General features: G+C 58.5%; 15 protein-coding genes and 1 pseudogene. 13 read left to right on the top strand and 3 right to left on the bottom strand.

All coding sequences use genetic code 11. The annotated features are described in order from the left end of the window. Positions 1–202 precede the first annotated feature (202 nt). The 10 genes and pseudogenes from ABFX35_RS09765 to nirB form a co-directional block, all read left to right on the top strand. Positions 203–1771: an ABC transporter substrate-binding protein gene (locus ABFX35_RS09765; RefSeq protein WP_346080568.1), complete on the top strand. Its 1569-nt coding sequence runs from the start codon at positions 203–205 to the stop codon at positions 1769–1771. Continuing rightward, positions 1771–2817, top strand: a complete 1047-nt coding sequence (locus tag ABFX35_RS09760) for an ABC transporter permease (RefSeq protein ID WP_121554031.1) — start codon at positions 1771–1773, stop codon at positions 2815–2817. The genes ABFX35_RS09765 and ABFX35_RS09760 overlap by 1 nt, the downstream gene beginning before the upstream one ends. Beyond that, positions 2814–3683, top strand: a complete 870-nt coding sequence (locus ABFX35_RS09755) for an ABC transporter permease (protein ID WP_095848401.1) — start codon at positions 2814–2816, stop codon at positions 3681–3683. Before ABFX35_RS09760 ends, ABFX35_RS09755 begins: the two co-directional genes overlap by 4 nt. Beyond that, the gene (locus ABFX35_RS09750; protein ID WP_121554030.1) at positions 3673–4521 is read left to right on the top strand and encodes an ABC transporter ATP-binding protein; all 849 of its coding nucleotides are present in this window, start codon (positions 3673–3675) and stop codon (positions 4519–4521) included. Before ABFX35_RS09755 ends, ABFX35_RS09750 begins: the two co-directional genes overlap by 11 nt. Beyond that, positions 4518–5201, top strand: coding sequence for an ABC transporter ATP-binding protein (locus ABFX35_RS09745; RefSeq protein ID WP_095848403.1), 684 nt, complete (start codon positions 4518–4520; stop codon positions 5199–5201). The genes ABFX35_RS09750 and ABFX35_RS09745 overlap by 4 nt, the downstream gene beginning before the upstream one ends. A 116-nt stretch (positions 5202–5317) precedes the next feature. After that, positions 5318–6580: a nitrate regulatory protein gene (locus ABFX35_RS09740; RefSeq protein WP_279025608.1), complete on the top strand. Its 1263-nt coding sequence runs from the start codon at positions 5318–5320 to the stop codon at positions 6578–6580. A 284-nt stretch (positions 6581–6864) separates the two neighbouring features. Beyond that, entirely contained in the window at positions 6865–8124 is a 1260-nt protein-coding gene (locus ABFX35_RS09735; protein WP_346080564.1) for a CmpA/NrtA family ABC transporter substrate-binding protein, read from the top strand. Between the two features lie 10 nt (positions 8125–8134). After that, the gene (ntrB, locus tag ABFX35_RS09730) at positions 8135–9052 is read left to right on the top strand and encodes a nitrate ABC transporter permease (protein ID WP_346080562.1); all 918 of its coding nucleotides are present in this window, start codon (positions 8135–8137) and stop codon (positions 9050–9052) included. Between the two features lie 10 nt (positions 9053–9062). Beyond that, complete coding sequence (locus ABFX35_RS09725) at positions 9063–9851, top strand: ABC transporter ATP-binding protein (RefSeq protein WP_279025613.1); 789 nt, start codon at positions 9063–9065, stop codon at positions 9849–9851. Between the two features lie 82 nt (positions 9852–9933). Next, positions 9934–12867, top strand: a pseudogene (gene nirB, locus ABFX35_RS09720) (nitrite reductase large subunit NirB); the annotation flags it as partial. A gap of 262 nt (positions 12868–13129) precedes the next feature. On the opposite strand, the gene ABFX35_RS09715 reads toward nirB, so the two are convergent. After that, on the bottom strand, positions 13130–14377 hold the full coding sequence (locus ABFX35_RS09715) for an acyltransferase family protein (protein ID WP_346080560.1): 1248 nt from the start codon (positions 14375–14377) through the stop codon (positions 13130–13132). A gap of 350 nt (positions 14378–14727) precedes the next feature. Between ABFX35_RS09715 and ABFX35_RS09710 the strand changes: the two genes are divergently transcribed. After that, complete coding sequence (locus ABFX35_RS09710) at positions 14728–16101, top strand: YchO/YchP family invasin (protein WP_428832175.1); 1374 nt, start codon at positions 14728–14730, stop codon at positions 16099–16101. Between the two features lie 6 nt (positions 16102–16107). On the opposite strand, the gene narL is transcribed toward ABFX35_RS09710, so the two are convergent. After that, positions 16108–16758 carry a two-component system response regulator NarL gene (gene narL, locus ABFX35_RS09705; RefSeq protein WP_346080557.1) on the bottom strand — a complete coding sequence of 217 codons (651 nt, stop codon included), beginning with the start codon at positions 16756–16758 and terminating at the stop codon, positions 16108–16110. A gap of 14 nt (positions 16759–16772) precedes the next feature. After that, entirely contained in the window at positions 16773–18521 is a 1749-nt protein-coding gene (gene narX, locus ABFX35_RS09700; RefSeq protein ID WP_346080556.1) for a nitrate/nitrite two-component system sensor histidine kinase NarX, read from the bottom strand. A gap of 342 nt (positions 18522–18863) precedes the next feature. On the opposite strand from narX, the gene ABFX35_RS09695 reads away from it, so the two are divergent. Continuing rightward, positions 18864–20258 (top strand): NarK family nitrate/nitrite MFS transporter, encoded by a 1395-nt coding sequence (locus ABFX35_RS09695; RefSeq protein ID WP_279023439.1) that lies wholly within the window; start codon positions 18864–18866, stop codon positions 20256–20258. Positions 20259–20994: 736 nt separating this feature from the next. Further along, entirely contained in the window at positions 20995–21897 is a 903-nt protein-coding gene (locus ABFX35_RS09690; protein WP_346080554.1) for a transcriptional regulator, read from the top strand. Positions 21898–21915: the final 18 nt, after the last annotated feature.

Here is a 21915-nt window from a genome sequence, read left to right as displayed (position 1 = left end):
GGCGGTGGTATTTCCGGGCTATACAGCCCGGAAATACCACGCTTTGGCGGCTTTTTCGCCATAAATGATCCAGAATATAATCAAAATCATTTTCATATTCTTTCTGGGAATATATTTAGTTGTTAATAGACTTTCGCCTACCTATAGTGCTCGCCTAGACTCGCGAAATTATAATATATTCCATTTGGTTGGAGCGTTTTTAATGAAAGTCTTTATCCCATCCCTGGTGTTTTTGGCAATCGCATCCAGTTTTTCGCTACAGGCGGCAACGCCGACCAATGCGCTGGTGGTGGCGCAGTCGATTGATGACGCCATCAGCTTTGATCCGGCGCAGGGTTCTGAACTGACCACCATCCAGGCCATCAATAATCTGTATCAGCGCCTGGTGCAGTCGGATCCGCATAACCCGGTCGACCTCAAGCCCACGCTGGCCAGCCACTGGCAAACGGGCAGTGACAACCGCAGCCTGACCTTTACCCTGCGCCCAGGCGCCACCTTCGCCAGCGGCAACCCGCTGCGCCCGGAAGACGTGATTTTCTCACTCTCGCGGGTGGTGAAACTCAACCTGGAGCCTGCGTTCATCCTCACCCAACTGGGCTGGAATGCGCAGAATATCGATGGCCTGATCGCCAAAGTCGACGATCACACGGTGAAAGTGAGCTGGACCGCGAACGTTAGCCCGCTGTTTGTGCTAAGCCTGCTGTCGGCGCCGGTGTCTTCCATCGTCGACGCCAAAGAGGCGTTGGCGCACCAGAAAGGGAGCGATCTGGGCAATCAATGGCTGAGCGCCCATTCTGCCGGTAGCGGCCCGTATAAAATCCAGAACTATGTGCCACATGAAGTGGTGGTGCTGGCGGCCAACCCCAGCTCACCGGAAGGCGCGCCCAAGCTGAAAACCGTGCTGATCAAAAACGTGCCGGATCCGGCGGCGCGCCGCCTGTTGCTGGAGCAGGGGGATGCCGATATGGCGCGCAACCTGGGCGCCGATCAGATGGCGGCGCTGGCCAACAAGCCGGGCGTTAAGCCGCTGGCGATTCCATACGCTTCGCTGTATTTCCTGCAGTTCAATGCCAAGGCTTCGCCGGCGTTGGGCAACCCGGCGTTTTGGGAAGCGGCGCGCTGGCTGTTTGACTATAACGGCATCGCCAACGATCTGTTAAAAGGCCAGTTCCAGAGCCACCAGGCATTCCTGCCCAATGGCTACCCGGGCGCGCTGACGAACCAGCCCTACAGTTATAACCCGCAAAAAGCCAAACAGATCCTGGCAACGGCCGGTTTGAACAACGTCAGCTTCCGGCTGGATGTGACCAACCAGCCGCCGTACCTGGATATCGCCCAGGCGCTGCAGGCCAGCTTCGCGCAGGCCGGCGTGAAGGTGGAACTGGTGCCCGGCATCAGTTCGCAGGTATCGACCAGGGTCAGATCGCATCAATATGAAGCCACTCTGACCTCGTGGGGCCCGGATTACTTTGATCCGAATACCAATGCCGCCGCCTTTGCCTATAACCCGGAAGATGGCAGCAAGACCCTGGCCTGGCGCGCGAACTGGCAGATCCCAGAGCTTAATAAGCTAACGCTGGCGGCGATTGCGGAAAGCGACAGCGCCAAACGCACGGCGGATTATCAGGCGCTGCAAAAATCGGTACAGCAGAGCTCCCCGTTTGTGATTGGCCTGCAGGCGCGCAGCCTGATTGCCGTGCGCGATAACCTGAAAGGCTATGTGCAGGGCATTAATCCTGACATGGTGTTCTACAGCCAGGTCAGCAAATAATGGCGCTGGGTTTGACCGCCCGCGCCCGGCAACGCTGGCGCTGGGCGCAGCGGCTGCTGGGGGGCGCGGCTTCCCTGGTGTTGACGCTGCTGGGCCTGTTGCTGTTCACCTTTATGCTTTCGCACCTGGCGCCGATCGATCCGGCGTTGCAGATCGCCGGCGATCACGCCAGTGAAGCCACCTATGCGCAGGTGCGCCACGATCTGGGGCTGGATCAACCGCTACCGGTGCAGTTCTGGCGCTACCTGGTGCATTTGGCGCACGGCGACATGGGCATTTCGCGCACCACTGGCCAGCCGGTGCTGAGCGATTTGTTGCGCACTTTCCCGGCGACGGTGGAGTTGGCCACCTGCGCCATCATCTTGGGGGCGCTGTGCGGCATCACGCTGGCGCTGCTGGCGGTGTACAAACCGGGGAGTTTGCTGGACAACGCCGCCCGCCTGGTTTCGCTGCTGGGCTATTCGGTGCCGATTTTCTGGCTTAGCCTGCTTGGCATGCTGCTGTTCTACGCCACGCTGCACTGGTCGGCGGGGCCGGGACGGTTGGACGATATCTACCTTTACACCATGGAATCGCGTACGGGGTTTATCCTGATTGATGCCTGGCTTTCCGGCGATCGCGAGATTTTTTACAACGCGCTGATGCACCTGTGGCTGCCGGTGGTGGCGCTGGCGTTGCTGTCGATGGCCGGCATTACCCGGCTGCTGCGCGCCGCGATGCTGGAAGAGTGCAACAAGGAGTACGTTACGCTGGCGCGCGCCAAAGGAGCCGGCCGGGTGCGGATCCTGCTGCGCCACGTATTCCCCAACGTGCTCGGTACGCTGATCACGGTACTCACGCTGTCTTATGCCAGCCTGCTGGAAGGTGCGGTGCTGACCGAAACCGTGTTCGCCTGGCCGGGCGTGGGGCGCTATTTGACCAATGCGCTGTTCGCCGCCGATACGCCGGCGATTCTTGGGGCAACGTTGTTGATCGGCACCTGTTTCGTGTTGTTGAACGCGCTGGCGGATGCTTTAACCTATGCCGTGGATCCCAGAACCCGATGAGCCAATATTTATCTGAACATGAACCGCAGAACGAACCCGCGCCGGGCGCCTTCGCGCGTCGGCGCATCACTACGCTGGCGGTGGGCGGCGCGCTGGTAGCTGTTTTGCTGCTGACGGCGCTGTTGGCGCCCTGGCTGGCACCGTTCGATCCGAACATTCAACACATTGAGCTGCGCCTGCTGGCGCCCTCGGCGCAGCACTGGCTGGGCACCGATGGTTTTGGCCGTGATTTGCTCTCGCGCGTGATCTACGGCGCGCGGCCCACGCTGATTCTGGTGGCGCTGATTCTGCTGCTGACGATCCCTATCGGGCTGGTGGTGGGAATTTGCGCCGGTTATCTCGGCGGTTGGGTCGAGCGCGTGCTGATGCGTATTACCGATATTTTCCTGTCGCTGCCGAGTTTGGTGATCGCGCTGGCGTTCGTCGCCGTGCTGGGGCCGGGCCTGATGAACGGCGCCCTGGCGCTGGCGCTGACCAGTTGGCCTTCCTTTGCGCGCCAGGCGCGGGCGGAAACGCTGGCGCTGCGCCGCAGCGACTATCTGGCGGCGGCGCGCATGCAGGGGATCAACGGCCTGCGGCTGATGGCCGGGCATATTCTGCCGCTCTGTTTGCCCAGCGCCGTGGTGCGCGCGGCACTGAGCCTGGGGGGCATCATTCTTTCCGCCGCCGGGTTGGGCTTTCTTGGCATGGGCGTGCAACCGCCTACCGCCGAGTGGGGTTCAATGGTGGCGGAAGGCAGCAAAGTGATTTTTGACCAATGGTGGGTGGCTGCCGCCCCCGGCGGCGCAATACTGTTCGCCAGCCTGGCGTTTAACCTGCTGGGCGACGGCCTGCGTGACAAAATGGATCCACGCCATGCAAACTGAAACTGATAACACATTATTGGCCGTTGAGCGCCTTTCGGTGCGGCTGCGCGCTGCCCAACCGGTTGAACTGGTGAAGGGGATTTCGTTCAGCATGGGCCAGGAGCGCCTGGCGCTGGTGGGGGAATCCGGTTCCGGCAAGTCGCTGACGGCGCGCGCGCTGATGGGGCTGTTGCCGCCGTCGTTGTCGCTGCAGGCGCAGCGGCTGGCGTTGGCCGGCAACGATCTCATCAGGCTCGGCGAGCGCCAGTGGAACCGGCTGCGCGGCCAGCAGGTGGCGATGGTGCTGCAGGATCCGAAATACGCATTGAACCCGGCGCGGCCGATTGGCTGGCAGGTGGAAGAGCCGCTGCGTTTACACAGCCGGCTGGGGCGCGCCGCGCGCCGCGAAAAGGTGCTGGATATGCTGGCGGCGGTCGGGTTGCCGGATCCACGCGGCCTGAGCCAGCGCTACCCGCATCAGCTATCCGGCGGCATGGGGCAACGGGTGATGCTGGCGATCGCGTTGATTAACGATCCGCAGCTGTTGATTGCGGATGAGCCGACCTCCGCGCTGGATCACCAAATGCGCGAACAGGTGCTGCAACTGATAGAAAAGCTGGTGGAACAGCGCAACATGGGGCTGATCCTGATCAGCCACGATCTGCAACAGGTGGCGCAATACTGCGAACGGGTGTTGGTGATGTACAAAGGCGACATTCTGGATCAACTGCCGGCAAATCAACTGGCGCACGCCACGCACCCTTATACCCGCACGCTGTGGTCCTGCCGGCCAAGCCGGGCCACACACGGTCAGCGGCTGCCGGTGTTGGATCGCTCACTGCTGGAGGCGTTGAAATGAGCGTGATTGCACTGGAAAACCTGAGCGTGAGCCATCGCCAGGGCGATGAACTACGCACCGTGGTGCATGGCGTTAGCCTAAAAGTGGAACAGGGGGAGTGCTTCGGCCTGGTGGGGCCTTCCGGCTGCGGCAAATCATCGCTGTTGTGGGTGCTGGCCGGGCTGAACGGCAACTGGCAGGGGCGCTTCCAACTGCTGGGGCATGATCTGAGGCCGGGCCAGGCGTTTACCGGCCCGCTGCGGCGCGAGGTGCAGATGGTGTTCCAGGATCCTTACGCTTCGCTGCACCCCAAGCATACGCTGCTGCGCACATTGGCGGAGCCGCTAAAATTACTGCGGGAGGCGAATATCGAACAACAGATCGCCGAGGGGTTCCGGCGCGTGGGGCTTGATCCGCGCTTGATGGCGCGTTACCCGCACCAGCTTTCCGGCGGCCAGCGCCAGCGGGTGGCTATCGTGCGCGCCCTGTTGCTCAAGCCCAAACTGTTGTTGCTGGATGAGCCAACCTCTGCGCTGGATATGTCGGTGCAGGCTGAGATCCTCAATCTGCTTAACGATTTGAAGCAGGCGGGCGACCTGACCATGGTGTTGGTCAGCCACGATGCGGATGTGATCGACCATATGTGCGATCGCGCGGTGACGATGGCGCAGGGGCGGCTGGTGCGCGAAAGCGTCAACTGAGCGTTTCTTTCCCGGGGGCGTTCAGCGCGCCCGCATCATCCCGTGGCCCGCCGCTCCTTTGCCGGCGGCACAGTTCTTGCAGTAATCAGGCTATTTGACGCAATGGAAATCGCCTGATGAGCCGTAACCCTGCTTTCCCACCCAGCGCCAGTGATTTTCTGCTGGCGTCTAAGCGTTGTGAAATTACCGTGCTGCAACAGCTGTTGCAGATGGGGAAACTGGTTGGCGGCGTGAGCCAACTGATCCACGTGTTGCAGCGTGAACGCGGCACCATCAATGTTTATCTGTGTTCGCGCGGTGCGCTGTACGGCGAGCAACTGGCCGGCAGAATGCAACAGGTGCAGCAGGCGGAGTTAGTGGTCCAGCGCCAGTTGGCGCGCCTGGATGCGTCGGCTGCCCCGTTGGCCGGCGCCAGCCGCCTGTTCAGCCGCATCGCCTGGGCGCTGCACAACCTGACGCTGTTGCCGATGCTGCGCCAGCGGGTTCAGAACCTGCAGGTTAACCACCCGGAAACGATGAACACCTTCAACGAGATTATCCGCAGCCTGTTGGCGCTGGTGTTCGAAGCCGCCGACGCCTGTGCTGAACCGGGCATGGCGCGCCAGTTGATCGCCATGTTCAGTTTTATGCAGGGCAAGGAGTTGGCGGGGCAGGAACGTGCCATCGGCTCGGCCGGGTTTGCCGCGCAACACTTCAGCGATGATGACCAGCGCCAACTGTTGCTGCTTATTGAAGGGCAGGAGCGCTGCTTCCAGACTTTCAGCGAATTTGCCGACGCCGGCTCGCTGGGCGTCTGGCAGAAGATGCTGCAGCAGCAGGATGGCGAATTCGAGCGCCTGCGCCGTGTGGCTTGCACGCAAAAGCAGTTCAGCGGTGGCAAGGATATCAGCCTGCGCTGGTTTGACATTACCACAGCGCGCATTGATGGCATGAAGCAGGTCGAAGATCGGCTGGAAGATGCGTTGATGGCCAGCTGCCGCGCCAGCCTGGCGGCGGCCAATGAGGCGTTGGCGAATGAAATCTATGCGCCGCAGGCGCTGGCGGAAAGCTATGCGGTATTTGTGGCCGATCCGCGGGGGGAAGGGGAAACGCTGACCAGCGATGGTATCAGCCCGCGGCTGGGGCGGTCGATGATGGAGCTGATTCAGCAGCAGTCGCAGCGCTTGCAGGTGCTCTCGGAGGAACTGACGGCGGTGCGGGCGTCGCTACGCGAAAGGCGGGAGATTGAGCGCGCCAAAGGGCTGCTGATCCAGCACCGCGGCCTGTCTGAAGAAGATGCCTACAAACTGCTGCGTAAAATGGCGATGAACCAAAATAAACGGCTGATCGACATTGCCCAGGCGATGCTGGCAGTGGCCGATATTTTGCCGGAGAAATAGCACTACTCATTACTGGGTATATGCACATAGTAAGTGCAGGTAATGCCTCTCGGTTGTGCAAAAAAGGCAGCGGCAGCGCCGGGCGGCATACCGTGATACGTGAGAAATCCATGGGTTAGCAAATTGGCACACAAGCTGCATTGATCTCAGGGCTAACGGGCCAATGGCGGTCCGGCAGTAAACAATTTTGGATAAAGGCGTCCTTTCAGCACGCTCACCCCGACGGTGGAGTGTGTTGATTGGACGCCTTTTTTTGTTTTTATCGCCCGTTGAAGGATTTGCTGATGACGCACACTAAATACCATGGGAAAGCGCTGTCGCGCCGCCGTTTCCTGCTTGGCAGCGCTGCGCTGGGCGGCAGCATGATGTTGCCCGGCCTGATGAATGCCGCCTGGGCGGCAGGATCGGATGCGCCAGAGAAGAAAACGCTGCGCGTCGGCTTTATCCCGTTGACCGACTGCGCCTCGGTGGTGATGGCGGCAGTGAAGAAGTTTGATGAGAAGTACGGCATCACCATCATCCCCAGTAAAGAGGCCAGTTGGGCCGCGGTGCGGGATAAGCTGCTTTCCGGCGAGCTGGATGCCGCTCATGCACTGTATGGCATGATCTACGGCCTGCAGGCGGGCGCCGCCGGGCCGCAGCATGATATGGCGGTGCTGATGACGCTGAACAACAATGGCCAGGCCATCACGCTTTCCAACCAACTGAAACAGGCCGGCGTCACTGATGCCGCCGCGTTGAAAAAACACATCGATGCCAGCGCCAAGGGCACCTACACCTTTGCCCAAACCTTCCCCACCGGCACCCATGCCATGTGGCTCTATTACTGGCTGGCGAACGCGGGCATTCACCCGTTCGACGATATTCGCAATGTGGTGGTGCCGCCGCCGCAGATGGTGATGAACATGAAGATCGGCAATATGGTCGGCTGCTGCGTCGGGGAGCCCTGGAACCAACGCGCGATTACCGACGGCATCGGCTTTACCGCCGCAACTTCGCAGGAGATCTGGCCGGATCACCCGGAAAAGGTCTTAGGTACCACCGCCAACTGGGTAAAAACCAACCCGAACAGCGCGCGTGCGCTGACCGCCGCCATCCTGGAAGCTTCCCGCTGGATTGACGGCTCGGATGCCAATCGCCAGGAAACCGCCCAGATCATCGCCGGCCGCGCTTACGTTAATACCAAACCGGAAACCATCACCGGGCGCATGCTGGGGCAATACGACAACGGATTAGGCAAGACCTGGCAGGATGCGCATGCAATGCGCTTCTACCATGACGGCGAAGTGAATTTCCCGTACCTCTCGGACGGCATGTGGTTCCTGACCCAGCACAAACGCTGGGGACTGCTCAATGCCCAGCCAGACTACCTGGCGCTGGCGCAGCAGGTGAACCGCATTGATGTCTACAAACAGGCCGCCACCGCCGTGGGCGGCATCCCGCTGCCCGGCAGCGAAATGCGCGCCAGTACCCTGATCGACGGCAAACGCTGGGATGGCAGTAACCCGGCGCAATACGCCGACAGTTTTGCCCTGAAACGTTAAGAGGCCAGCCATGAAAAATCTTGCAGAACGTATTGATGCCGATGCGCCCGCCAGTGCGGAAATCGTGCCGCTGAAAGAGGCCGCATCGTTGGCGCCTGTGCCGCCGCAGCCGCCCGCGCCGCCCACATTGGTGGCGACCCGGCGGCGCGTCGGCAAACTGGAGCAGGCCTTCAGGCGCCTGGTGCCGGCCGTGCTGGGGCTGGCGTTGGTGGTGGTGGTGTGGCAAATCGCCGCGCAAAACAGCAACGGGTTCCCCACGCCGCTGTCAACCTGGCAGGCCGCGTTAACGCTGTTTGCCGATCCGTTCTACTCCGCCGGCCCGAACGATCAGGGCATCGGCTGGAACGTGTTGGCGTCGTTGCAGCGTGTCGCCATCGGCTTTGGCCTGGCTGCGCTGGTGGGGGTGCCGGCCGGCTTCCTGTTGGGGCGTTTTGCGTTCCTGGCGCACATGCTCAACCCGATTATCTCGCTGCTGCGCCCGGTTAGCCCGCTGGCCTGGCTGCCTATCGGGCTGCTGCTGTTCCAGCGTGCCGAACCGGCTTCCACCTGGACCATTTTTATCTGCTCTATCTGGCCGATGATCCTGAACACCGCGGAGGGCGTGACGCGCATTCCGCAAGACTACCTCAACGTGGCGCGGGTGCTGAAGCTTTCCGAATGGACGGTGATGCGCAAAATCCTGTTTCCGGCGGTGCTGCCCTATGTGTTGACCGGTGTGCGCCTGTCTATCGGCATTGCCTGGCTGGTGATCGTGGCAGCGGAAATGCTGACCGGCGGCGTTGGCATCGGTTTTTGGATTTGGAACGAGTGGAACAACCTTAACGTTGAAAACATCATCATCGCCATTGTGGTGATTGGCGTGGTTGGGCTGGTGCTGGAGCAGGGGCTGATGCTGCTGGCAAAACGTTTTAGTTATCAAGTGAAATGAGGGGCATGCCATGAAACCGATTATCCAGGTGCAGAACGTTAGCCAGCGGTTCGATACCCCGCAGGGGGAGTTCATCGCCCTGCAAAATGTGAGCTTTGATATTCAGGCGGGGGAGACCGTCAGTCTGATCGGCCACTCCGGCTGCGGAAAATCCACGCTGTTGAACCTGATCGCCGGGCTGGCGCTGCCCAGCGAGGGCGTATTGCTGTGCGATAACCAGCAGATCACCGGGCCGGGCCCGGAGCGCGGCGTGGTGTTCCAGAACCATTCGTTGCTGCCCTGGCTGACCACCTTTGAGAACGTGGCGCTGGCGGTGCGCCAGGTGTTTCGCGGCCAGATGAGCAAGGTGGAGATGCGCGAGTGGATCGAACACAACCTTGAACTGGTGGATATGAGCCATGCGCTCGATAAGCGGCCGCATGAGATTTCCGGCGGCATGAAGCAGCGCGTGGGGATTGCACGCGCGCTGGCGATGAAACCGAAGGTGCTGCTGATGGATGAACCGTTCGGTGCGCTGGATGCGCTGACCCGCGCCCATTTGCAGGATGCGGTGATGGAAATCCAACAGCGGCTGAACACTACCATCGTGCTGATTACCCACGATGTCGATGAAGCGGTGCTGCTTTCCGATCGGGTGCTGATGATGACCAACGGCCCGGCGGCCACCGTGGGGGAAATCCTGCCGGTGCTGCTGCCGCGCCCGCGTTTGCGCGTGGCGTTGGCGGACGATCCGGCCTATCACCAGTGCCGCCAGCAGGTGCTGAAGTTCCTGTATGAAAAACATGCCAAAGCGGCATAGGCCGCCTGCCTTCATCCTGGGTAACGCGAAGGCGGAAGGCGCCAGCATGGCAAACATGATTGACCGCAGTATGGCGGTGAGCAAGAGGATATCGGATATGCATAAGCCCGTTTTGGTGGTCGCTGGCCACGGCATGGTGGGGCACCACTTTCTGGAGCAGTTGGTGGCGCGTGAGTTGCACCAGCATTATCACATTGTGGTCTTTGGTGAAGAAACGGCCGCCGCTTACGATCGCGTGCATCTGTCAGAGTTTTTCTCTGGCCGCAGTGCGGCCTCGCTCTCGATGGTCGAAGAGGGCTTTTTTGAACGCACCGGTATTGAGCTGCGGCTGGGGCAACAGGTTTGTGCGATCGATCGCCAGCGCAAATGCATCACCGATGCGCAGGGGGCCGAAACCCCCTACGAGCTGTTGGTGCTGGCAACCGGCTCTTATCCCTTTGTGCCGCCGATTCCCGGCAACGATCGGCCGGATTGCCTGGCCTACCGCACGCTGGACGACTTGGCGGCAATTACCGCAAGTGCACAACAGGGCAGCGTCGGCGTGGTGGTCGGCGGCGGGTTGCTCGGCCTGGAAGCCGCCAATGCGCTCAAGCAACTGGGCCTGAAAACCCACGTGGTGGAGTTCGCCCCGCGCCTGATGGGGGTGCAACTGGACGAAGGCGGCGCAGCGGTGCTGCGGCAAAAGATCGAAGCGCTGGGCGTTAGCGTGCATACCGGCAAGAAAACCAAAGCGATAGAAGCGGGTATGTTACACCGTCACTGTATGAATTTTGCCGATGGCGAGCGGCTGGAAACCGATTTGGTGCTGTTTTCCGCCGGTATCCGGCCGCGCGATCAACTGGCGCGCGCCGCACAGTTAGCGGTAGGGCCGCGTGGCGGCATTGTGATTGATGACCAGTGCCGCACCAGCGATGAATCGATTTTCGCCATTGGTGAATGCGCACTGTGGAACGGGCAGATTTTCGGCCTGGTGGCGCCGGGTTACCAAATGGCGCGTGCACTGGCGGATACCCTGGCCGGGCGGGAAAACGCCTTTCGCGGCGCGGATATGAGTACCAAACTGAAGCTGCTGGGCGTTGATGTGGCTTCCATTGGCGATGCCCACGGGCGCACCCTGGGCAGCCAGAGCTACCGTTGGGTCGACGAGCCGGCCGGGGTTTATAAAAAAATGGTGGTCAGCGCCGACGGCAAACAGTTGCTGGGGGCGGTACTGGTGGGCGACAGCAGCGAATACAATACCCTGTTGCAGATGTTGCTCAACGGCATCCCGCTGCCGGCCGCGCCGGAAAGCCTGATTCTGCCCGCCGGCAGCGGCGCGGCGCCTAAAGTGTTGGGCGTCTCCGCACTGCCCAGCACGGCGCAGATTTGCTCTTGCCACAATGTCAGCAAAGGCGATATTTGCCACGCGGTGGAACAAGGCTGCGGCGATCTGGCTGCGGTAAAAGCCTGCACCCGCGCGGGCACCGGCTGCGGCGGCTGCGTGGCGCTGGTGAAACAGGTTCTGGAACATGAACTGGTGCAGCGTGGCGTGACGGTAAAAAAAGACATTTGCGAACATTTCGCCTACTCGCGCCAGGAACTGTATCACCTGGTGCGTATCGGCGGCTTCCGCACTTTCGATCAATTGCTGGCCACGCACGGCACAGGCCACGGCTGCGAAGTGTGCAAGCCGCTGGTGGGATCGATCCTGGCTTCGTGCTGGAACGAATATCTGCTCAAGCCGCAGCATTTGCCTTTGCAGGATACTAACGATCGCTTTTTCGCCAACATTCAAAAAGATGGCACGTATTCGGTCGTGCCGCGCGTGCCGGGCGGCGAAATTACCCCGCAAGGCCTGATCGCCATTGGCCAGGTAGCCCAGCGCTATCAGCTGTATACCAAAATCACCGGCGGCCAGCGGGTGGATATGTTCGGCGCCCGGCTGGAGCAACTGCCGGAAATCTGGCAAGCGTTGATCGACGCCGGTTTTGAAACCGGCCACGCTTATGGCAAGTCGCTGCGCACGGTGAAATCGTGCGTTGGCGCAAGCTGGTGCCGCTATGGCGTGCAGGATTCCACCACGTTGGCGATTGAACTGGAGCACCGTTACAAGGGGCTGCGCTCACCGCATAAGATTAAAATGGCGGTTTCCGGTTGTACCCGCGAATGCGCAGAGGCGCAGAGCAAAGATGTGGGGGTTATCGCCACCGACAAGGGCTGGAACCTGTATCTGTGCGGCAACGGCGGGATGAAACCCCGCCATGCCGACCTGTTCGCCAGCGATCTGGATACCGCCACGCTGATCAAAACCATCGATCGCTTCCTGATGTTTTACATCCGCACCGCCGATCGTTTACAGCGCACCAGCGTCTGGATGGACAATCTGGAGGGCGGGCTGGATTACCTGCGCCAGGTGGTGCTTGAAGATAGCCTGGGGATTGGCGCGGAACTGGAAAACGAAATGCAGGCTGTGGTCGACAGTTACCAATGCGAATGGCAAACCACCCTGGCGGATCCGCAGCGGCTGAAACTGTTCCGTCCTTTCGTCAACAGCGAAAAGCCGGACGAAGCGGTGGCCTGGCAGCCGGAACGCGGCCAACGCCGGCCGGCAACGGTGGAGGAGCGTGGGCAGGTGATTACGGTGCAGCAACGCGATGCGCGGGAAGGCCGGTGGGAGGAAGTGTGCGCACTGGCGGCCATCCCGGAACAGGCAGGCATCGCCGCCCGCGTGGCGGGGCAGCAGATCGCCTTGTTCCATCTGCCGGCCTTTGGCGTTTTCGCCGTCGCCAACCACGAGCCGGGCAGCCAGGCGAACGTCTTGGCACGCGGCCTGACGGGCGATGTGGCCGGCGAGCCGGTGGTGATTTCACCGCTGTATAAGCAGCGCTTCCGCCTGCGCGATGGCGTGAGCGTTGATAACGCGGCCCAGCGCATCAGTGCCTGGCCGGTGCGGGTGAAAAACGGCCAGGTATGGATTTTCAGCCAGCCGATGAAAGTGGATAGCAACGTGCCGGCAGCCGCCAGCGAGGCCCCCTGAACGGGGGGCTGGTTCATGAACATCCGGTGTGCCCCTCTGAATAAGTGAAACAGGCGCTCAATATATCGGCAAAATTCGCCCCCGCTAAGCGTATTTCACCCTGCGTTGCAAAGGCTGCCTGGTGTATTCCAGGCTGCCTGCAACAGGCTGGTGTGCAGATGTAAAATATGCGCAACCGGTTGAAGAATTAAACTTTTTGGCAAAAAGTGAAATGCGCGCCGGGGGAATTTCAGGTAAATAAAACCCACCCGGCGAGTGGCGGCTAGGCGGGCTTGAGAAAGCGCCGTGCCAAAGTGTTGCGCACCGGCACGACGATGCGCTCCTGGAACAACAGGCACAGCAGGATGGTGAGCACCACGTAAAGCAGATAACCGGGGATCGACAGCGCCACTTCGCCGGCGGCGGCGATGCAACTCTGCCAACTGTTGAAGCAGCCGAGTGGATCGCCCCGCAGGAACTGCTCTAGCGTGCGGTACAGGTTAAAAAGCGGCACGTGCAGGGCAAAGATGGTCAGCGAGGCGGCGCCCAACCGCGGCGACCAGTGCTGCACCCAGCGGTTGCCCGGCGCGCGCGCCAGGGCGCTCAGGTAGACCAACGCACACTGGGCCGGCAGCAGCAGGCCGTTATGCAGCAGGAAATACCAGTGCCTGGCGCCGTGGGTAAACAGCGCGGTCGCGGTAAAAAAGCAGGCCAGGATGAACAGAATACTGCCCCAGCGCCAGCCCACGCCGTGGCGCTGCTCTTTCATCCGGCGCTGGCGGAAAATACCATAACAGACGATGCCGGCCAGGAACTCGGGCAGGCGCAGCAACGGGCCGCGCTGCAGCAGGCCGGTATAGGGCATACCGTATTGATGGTGCCAAACGGCCCAAACCGGCGGCAGCAGGTAAAGCCCCCACAGCAGGAAGAACCACAACACTTTTCGGCGCGCCGCCAGCAAACGCGGCGCGCACTGTGGGAAAAACAGATAAAAGAAAAACAGGGTGGAAAGCGACCACAACGGGGCGTTGAAGGTGAGAAAGTAGGGGTTCCAGGCCTGTAGCATCAGCAGTTGCAGCACGATGTTGAACGTGAGCTGGGGATCGGTCATGTAATGGCGCAGGATTTCCGGGCTGACGTCTTCATTGGTGTCGTACACCACAAAGCGCAGGCTGGCCGTCGGGCCTTCCGGCGGGATATCCCACCATTGCATCAGGGTGACCACCAGCATGGAGGAGAGCAACGCAATGATATGAATCGGGTACAGGTTGAAAAAACGCTTGGCCCAGAAGGTTTTGGCCGGCTCACGCATCTGGTTGCCGTTGCAATAGACGTGCGTCAGCAGAAAGCCCGACAGCACAAAAAAGGTGCTGGTGGCAAAAAAGCCCATGCTGGTCAGCTCAGCTAAAAAGGGCACTTTCCTGATCTGTGGATATTGGTGCAGCGTGTGATAAATCATCACGTAGCAGCCCAAAAGAAAACGCAGCCATTCCAGGCCAATAAACCGTTCTTTACGTTGCTGTTTTACCACTAGCGGCTCCTGCATGTAGGGTTTAATAAACGTGACAGTGTCATTTTTTAATGGTTAAAATATTTATCTAATTGTTTTAATTGCATTTAACTTATGAGCGGCGCGATTGTGGGCGGCGCCAGACGTGAAAAAGACCGGCATAGGCTATTCGTTATTGCCGGGGCTGGCAATGCGCCGTGTGCAATGAAGTTGAAAACAACGATGTGCTATAGTTGCCAAAGTTTAGTTGTCTGTTGTCAGGAGCGGCTGCAGTAAAGAATGCGAGTGCCTTGCCGTTGGGAAGACGGTGTGGCGAAGGTGTAATGGCAGTTATTCAAGTGTTGTATATTACAGTACGAAAGCAACGGTGTGTGTCTCCTCTGCGCTGGGTATGGCTGGCGGGGGGGCTGTTGTCGGGCTTTTTTCAGTCGCCGGCCCTGGCGTTCGACGCGCAAGCGTTGCCCGATCTCGGCAGTGGCGCCGTGAGCAACACCGAGAGTGAGCGAGAGAAAAACTGGGCTGAGGTTGCCAAAAGCCTGGGTGAAAGCAGCATGAACCAGTCTTCGGGGCAACAGGCGCGCACTAACGCCGCCAACTATATGCTGGGCAAAGCCTCTACGGTACTGCAGCAGCAGGCACGGGATTTTCTTTCCCCGCTGGGTACTACCAGCCTGTCGTTGATGATGGCGGACGACGGTGGCTTTGCCGGCAGCCGCGGCCAATTGTTCAGCCCTCTGCATGAAAACGGTAACCTGTTAACCTACAGCCAACTGGGCTTTTGGCAAAAAACGGACAGTTCGTTGGCCAACCTGGCGCTTGGTCAGCGCTGGATGTCGGGTGACTGGATGCTGGGCTACAACACTGTGCTGGATCGCGATATTACCTATCAGCGTAACCGCGGCAGCCTGGGGGCCGAAGCCTGGGGTGACTATCTGCGGTTTTCGGCGAATTATTATTACCCGCTTTCTTCCTTCAAACCACAGACCAGCGGGGCTGCGCTACTCAGCCGCCCGGCACGCGGCTACGATATGACCACGCAGGGCTACCTGCCGTTTTACCGTCAGATTGGCGCATCGTTCCGCTATGAACAATACCTTGGCGATAATATCGATCTGTTCGGCAGCGGCAATCGGTATAGCGATCCGCGCGCCGTTAAGTTCAGCCTTAACTATACCCCGGTGCCTTTGGTGACGGTAAAAGCCAACCACCAGTTGGGCGAGGGGGGTGAAACTCAGGATTCGCTGGAGCTGTCGCTCAACTATCGCCTTGGCGTGCCGTTGGAAAAACAGCTCCAGTCACAGTACGTCGCTGATGCTAAATCGCTGCGCGGCGGGCGTTATGACAGTATTGAGCGCAATAATGACCCGGTGTTGGCGTTCCAGCAGCGTAAAACGCTGCAGGTGTTCCTGGCCACGCCGCCGTGGAGCCTGCGGGAAGGGGAAACGCTGCCGCTGGTGTTGGAGATTAAAAGCAAAAACCCCATCGCCCGCGTCAGTTGGCAAGGCGATACCCAGATGTTGAGCCTTACCCCGCCGCAAAACAACAACGATCCGCACGGCTGGAGCGTAATTATGCCTAAATGGGATACCTCCGAGGGGGCGGAGAACCGCTACCGGCTGTCGGTGACGCTGGAAGATGACAAACAGCAGCGCGTGACTTCCAACTGGATTACCCTGCAGGTCACCGCGCCGCTTTCGTTATCCAGCGGCGAGGAACCGGTGCCCACCCTTCCGGCGAGCAGTTAGGCCAGCTTAGCTGTTTTTGCTCTGCAGGGCCCAGACGGCAGCTTCAACGCGTGATTTCAGCTTCATCTTCTTCAACAGGTGTTTGACGTGAACTTTGACGGTGCTTTCGGTGATCGTCAGCTTACGGGCGATCATTTTATTCGGCAGCCCCTGGGCAATCAGTTTGAGAATATCGCGTTCGCGCGGCGTAAGTTGCTGAATATCGCGCTCACCGTTCGGGCGCTGTTCGCGCAGGCTGGCGGCCAGGATCGGCGTGAGCGCTTCGCTTAACACCATCTGCCCGGCCGCCGCCTGATGCAGGGCCTTGAGCAGGTCTTCCGGCTCCATATCCTTCAGCAGGTAGCCGTCGGCCCCGTGCTTGAGGGCGCTGACCACATCGTCTTCGTTGTTGGATACGCTGAAGACCACAATCCGCCCAGACAGAGCGATGGTGCGCAACCGATCCAGCGTTTCCAGCCCGTTAATACCCGGCATGTTCAGATCAAGCAGGATTAAATCTGGATCCAGCTCTTCAGCCAGCGTGACGCCCTGTTCGCCATTGCTGGCTTCGGCCACGACGCGCAGGCGTGCATCCATGCTGATGAGCTGCTTCACGCCGTTACGCAGCATCGGGTGATCGTCAATCAGTAACAGAGTAGCGGCTTCTTCGTTGGTCATGGTGTCTCCTGTGTTCAGGCTGTGTCTGGGCGGAACGTCACCCGGACTTCGGTACCGCCGCCGTGGCGGGGAAGAATTTCGCAACGGCCGTGCAGGCTTTTGGCGCGATCGTGCATGATCATCAGGCCATAGTGGCTTGGCCGTTCGCGCTGTTGCGGCAAGCCGCGGCCGTTATCGCAGACGCTGAGGGTGACTTCCCCGTGCCGGCTGCTGACGCGGATCTGCACCTGGCTTGCCTGCGCGTGTTTATAAATATTGCTCAGCGCTTCACGGGCGATTTGCAACAGGTGTATTGCCTGATATGGCGGCACCATGCGCGGCTTGAGTTGGTAATCGAACGTGATTTCCAACCCCAGGCGCGGGTTGAACTCCTGCACGGTGGCCTGCAGCGCGGCCAACAGGCCTGGCTCGGTGAGTTGCAGGCGGAAGGTGGTAAGCAGCTCGCGTAACTGGCGGTAGGCGGTATTCAACTCTTCACGCATTTGCCGCACCAGATCCTGCGCCGCCGGTACCAGGGTTTCGCCCTGCATTTGCAGGCAACTGACCTGCATCTTGAGGCACGAGAGCGATTGGGCGATAGAATCGTGCAGCTCGCGTGCGATGGCAGCGCGCTCCTCCATCAGCATCAGCTGTTGCCGGTGATCCACCTGGCGTTCAATCGCCAGCACGCTGGTCAACTGTTCCGCCAGCAAATCAATCAGCCGCCGCTGCTCGTCGTTCAGCGGCTGATGGCGATCGTGCTGCGCGACGATCAGCCCGTAACTGCCGAGTTTATCGTGCAGGCTCCAGCTTAGGGTGGTTTCATCGCCAGGCACGGCGGTGTTGCCCGTGGGGCGTGAGGCGTACTCCGCCGCGGCGCTTTGCGGGCTAAACTGCGCCGCGCCGTTGTTTTCATACAGGCGCACCTGGATCGCCTGCAAAGGGGTGAGAGCCTGCAGTTGATCAATCACCGGCGGTAGGCGGGCGCTTAGCGGTTGATTGGCGTGCAACTGGCGGCTGGCCTGATACAGAAACGCCAACACCTGGTTTTTTTGCTGCAGATCGGCGGTTTTTTCCGCCACCCGCTGTTCCAGCCGGCCATACATGGCCGACAGTTCGTCAGACATGCTATTGAGTGCGTAGCCAAGCGAAGCCATTTCATCATGGCGGCGGCTGGGCGGGGTAAAACGGCCGCTGAAATTGCCTTGGCCGACGGCCTGCGCCATGGTGAGCAGTTGCCGCCAGGGGTGCAACAGGCGCTGGCGCAGGTAGCCAATGGTCGCCAGCAACAGCAGCAGGGTGAGGGCGATAAAGCCCGCCTGCACCAGCGTCACCAACCCTAACTGCCGTTCGGTCTGGCGATCGATACTGGATACCAGCTTATCCAGCAGGCTGACAAAATGCGCCACCTGCGTGCTGGCGTCGGCGGGGCGCTGCGCCTGGCGCAAGTGCGGCAGCAGCGTTTGTTGCCCGTACTCGCGCAGTGCGTCGAACTGGCTTGTTAACCCCTCCTGCTTGACCGCGCTTTGTAGCGCCAGGCTGTTTTCATCCTGCGCCATTTGCAGTATCAGCCGTTCGCTGTCCGCATCCAACGGCACCTGCGCCAACAGACGATAGCTTTGCATCCGCAGCGAGCCGGCTTTGTTGATCGCATGGGCATTCCCCTGAATGCTTTGCGACATCCAGGCGGAAATCCCCATTCCGCCGATGCCCAGCAGGCTGAGCAGTAGCATCAACAGTGAAACCTGATGCACAATGGAAAGCGAAACCAGCAGGCGTTTCATGCGTTGTGGATCCCCGTTAAAAACGTGGCGGCCTCTGGGCAAACGGCTTGCCGCCAGGTAACAATTCTGCACTATTTTTCATTATCCCCCGGCATAACCATATACTCCAAACGAAGTACCTATTAATTTCCACCTGGGTGGGTGATCGCCATTCAGTATGCAGGGTTTTTAACTAGCAGATTGATTTTCTGTATTTTTACCCGGTCAGGCTAACTACTTATTTAGGATCGAGTGATGTTTTTGCCCGCGAAACAACCCATCATCCCCTTGATTTACGTCAACTTTGGGGCGGGTGCGGATCAATAGGGTGGGTGGCATTCTCACAGCCTTTCTGAGGTCTTTATGTCGCAAATCTCAACGCCATCATTGAAGAAAACGGGCGCGGTTATCCAGGATTGGCAACCTGAAAACGCCATATTCTGGCAACAGCAGGGGCGCCGCATCGCTCAGCGTAACCTATGGATTTCCATCCCCTGCCTGCTGTTGTCTTTCTGCGTTTGGATGCTGTTTAGTGCGGTAGCGGTTAACCTGAACAAAGTGGGCTTTGCGTTTACCACCGATCAGCTGTTTATGCTGGCAGCGCTGCCTTCCGTTTCCGGGGCTATTCTGCGGGTGCCCTACGCATTGATGATCCCGCTGTTCGGCGGCCGGCGCTGGACCGCCATCAGCACCTGCTTGCTGTTGGTTCCCTGCATCTGGCTCGGCCTGGCCGTTCAGGATCCGTCCACGCCGTTTAATGTCTTCGTGCTGATTTCGCTGCTGTGTGGCTTCGGCGGCGCTAACTTTGCTTCCAGCATGGCCAATATCAGCTTCTTTTTCCCCAAATCCCGGCAGGGCGGGGCCCTGGGGCTGAACGGCGGTTTAGGCAACCTGGGGGTAAGCGTAATGCAGCTTATCGCACCACTGGTGGTTTCCTTCGGGGTGTTCGGCTTTGTTGGCGGCGATGGCCAATTGCAGCCCGACGGCAGTTCGCTATGGTTGGAGAACGCCTCCTGGATCTGGGTGCCTTTCCTGCTGTTGGCTACCGTAGCCGCCTGGTTCGGCATGAACGATTTGGCAGCGTCGAAAGCCTCGATTCGCCAACAGCTACCGGTGCTTAAACGTGGCCATCTCTGGGTGCTGAGCCTGTTGTACCTGGCGACCTTCGGTTCGTTTATCGGCTTTTCCGCCGGTTTCGCCATGTTATCGAAAACCCAGTTCCCGGACGTGGTGATCCTGCACTATGCCTTCTTTGGCCCTTTCCTGGGGGCGCTGGCGCGGCCGGTCGGTGGTGCGCTCTCCGATCGTTTCGGCGGGGTGCGGGTGACGCTGATTAACTTTGTGTTGATGGCGGTCTTTGCCGGGGTGTTGTTCCTCACTCTGCCTGGCGCAGGGCAGGCAGGGGCGTTTATGGCGTTTTATGCGGTATTTATGCTGTTGTTTTTAACCGCTGGCCTGGGCAGTGGCTCGACCTTCCAGATGATTGCGGTCGTTTTTCGCAAAATCACCCTTGAACGTGCAAAGGCCAATGGCAAAAGCGACGAACAGGCACAGCGTGAAGCAGTGACCGATTCCGCCGCCGCACTGGGGTTTATTTCAGCGATTGGCGCCATCGGCGGGTTCTTTATTCCCAAGGCGTTTGGCACCTCGCTGGCGTTGACTGGTTCGCCGGAAGGCGCGATGAAAATCTTCGTGATTTTCTATCTGCTGTGTGTGGCGATCACCTGGGCGGTTTATGGCCGCAAAAAACGCGGTTGATTTTTCTTCCCCTGCCGAATTTTACCCAGGCAGGGGAGAATTTATCTTTTTTCATTCGCCAGGTTCTGTTTTACGTCAATATCGCTGTTAATCAGTAAAATTCTCATGCTTGCGTTCTGCCAGCATCTACTTTTATAAAATTATTATCTTAGCGCCGATTTTATTTTTATTACTTCGCAGCCTCATTAACCGCTGCGCCATCGTCAGCAATCAGTATTAATTTCAGTTTGATGACATGGCAAAGTAAGAAAATAAATCGATGCTCTCACATCTGCATTTTTTCGTGAGCCTGACCCTCACGAACAAAATATGCCCCGTTTTTCTTTAAAAATGCTCAAATCAGATAACTCTCATTCTGTTTTTTCTGTCTTTTTGTAGGCTATCTCGCTGTTGGATTAACGGTAAAGCCGAGTTATTGTCCAGTATTGGTATGAAATTTTACAATTTCACAAGGTTAACATGACGTAAGGAGTTTTCTTTTTTTATAAAAATCAAATTATTGTGATGATGACACCGTCAGCTAGGGCAAGGAAATGCAATGTTGCCAACAGGGAAAATAAGTAGTTCAAATAGCCAATATCTGATAGAGACACAATGTCTGTAAAAAATGAAATCGGCAATTTTTATAAAAATACATAGTGTTTGAATACGCCTGTTGAGTTTACATTTAATTTCTCGAACATTTTTTCATGTTTCTATAAAAGTGTGCACCATAGGCATACTAAGGAAATTAAAAGTGAATCTTGATAAGAGAATAAAGATTAGGAACCTCGATGTACTGATGCCTGATGGGAAGACGTTCCGTCTACGCTGGAAAGAGTATCAGATACTTTCACTGCTTGTTGCCAGATCGCCTGAACTGGTGACGCGTTCGGAAATTGTGGAAAGTATATGGAAAGGGACATATTGCTCAGATTCGACTATAAATCAAACAATTAAATCTATCCGCCAAAAAATTGGCGACACTAGGCACACCTTGATTCGCACCATTCCCCGCTTGGGCTACAAGGTGGAAAACCAGAACATATTCCACTTCAGCTCCGGTGAAGAAGAGTATTCCAGCGAGGCTACGCTAGCCGTGCCGGACGAGGAACCGCAAGACGCCGGGGAGCAGCGGCCAGAAAAGGTGGTGGCCGAGCTGGCAGAGAGTGATGTACCGGCCGTTCCCACCCCTGACGGCGATTTGGCAACCCAGCCTGCCCTTGCACCGGAAGAGGACGACCAGCCGCCTGAGAACCGTGATAAAGCCCATATTACCCCACGTTTGCCGCATGTGCCCGCCGGGCGGGTAATGAAATACCTGACGGCGTTAGTTTCACTGTTGGTCATTTCGCACTTTTCCTATGTGTTGGGCAATCAAATGCGCCCGACAATTGCCAATGATATTCAGAATAATATGCGTTTAGTATTGACGGTGACGTTCAACGATCCTCTTAATCACGGAACTCAAACTTTACTTTGTTTGTATCAGAGCCAGAATCGGGAGCAGGCCACGCTCGAATGTGTGGACTCCAAGCCGGGAGAGCCAAAACATTTTTCCACCCTTGACAGTTCAAGTGGGATTGGCAATCACTGGTTTGGCCTTATTCTTCCTTATAAAACAAAACAATACCCATCGCTTTATGACATTGAAGTTTAATAATAGATAATATTTCAC

It is taken from the genome of Gibbsiella dentisursi, assembly GCF_039539505.1.
In the GTDB taxonomy this organism is placed as follows: Bacteria; Pseudomonadota; Gammaproteobacteria; order Enterobacterales; family Enterobacteriaceae; genus Gibbsiella; species Gibbsiella quercinecans.
The sequence above is the reverse complement of the archived record's forward strand: the minus strand, read 5'-3'. Positions and strand labels throughout refer to the sequence as shown.

Bases quoted from the DNA above. Each gene is read 5' to 3' on its own strand.
- ABFX35_RS09765 (WP_346080568.1), top strand. From the start codon at position 203: ATGAAAGTCTTTATCCCATCCCTGGTGTTTTTGGCAATCGCATCCAGT.
- ABFX35_RS09735 (WP_346080564.1), top strand. From the start codon at position 6,865: ATGACGCACACTAAATACCATGGGAAAGCGCTGTCGCGCCGCCGTTTC.
- ABFX35_RS09750 (WP_121554030.1), top strand. From the start codon at position 3,673: ATGCAAACTGAAACTGATAACACATTATTGGCCGTTGAGCGCCTTTCG.
- ABFX35_RS09745 (WP_095848403.1), top strand. From the start codon at position 4,518: ATGAGCGTGATTGCACTGGAAAACCTGAGCGTGAGCCATCGCCAGGGC.
- ntrB (WP_346080562.1), top strand. From the start codon at position 8,135: ATGAAAAATCTTGCAGAACGTATTGATGCCGATGCGCCCGCCAGTGCG.
- ABFX35_RS09740 (WP_279025608.1), top strand. From the start codon at position 5,318: ATGAGCCGTAACCCTGCTTTCCCACCCAGCGCCAGTGATTTTCTGCTG.
- ABFX35_RS09755 (WP_095848401.1), top strand. From the start codon at position 2,814: ATGAGCCAATATTTATCTGAACATGAACCGCAGAACGAACCCGCGCCG.
- narX (WP_346080556.1), bottom strand. From the start codon at position 18,521: ATGAAACGCCTGCTGGTTTCGCTTTCCATTGTGCATCAGGTTTCACTG.
- ABFX35_RS09725 (WP_279025613.1), top strand. From the start codon at position 9,063: ATGAAACCGATTATCCAGGTGCAGAACGTTAGCCAGCGGTTCGATACC.
- ABFX35_RS09695 (WP_279023439.1), top strand. From the start codon at position 18,864: ATGTCGCAAATCTCAACGCCATCATTGAAGAAAACGGGCGCGGTTATC.
- ABFX35_RS09760 (WP_121554031.1), top strand. From the start codon at position 1,771: ATGGCGCTGGGTTTGACCGCCCGCGCCCGGCAACGCTGGCGCTGGGCG.
- narL (WP_346080557.1), bottom strand. From the start codon at position 16,758: ATGACCAACGAAGAAGCCGCTACTCTGTTACTGATTGACGATCACCCG.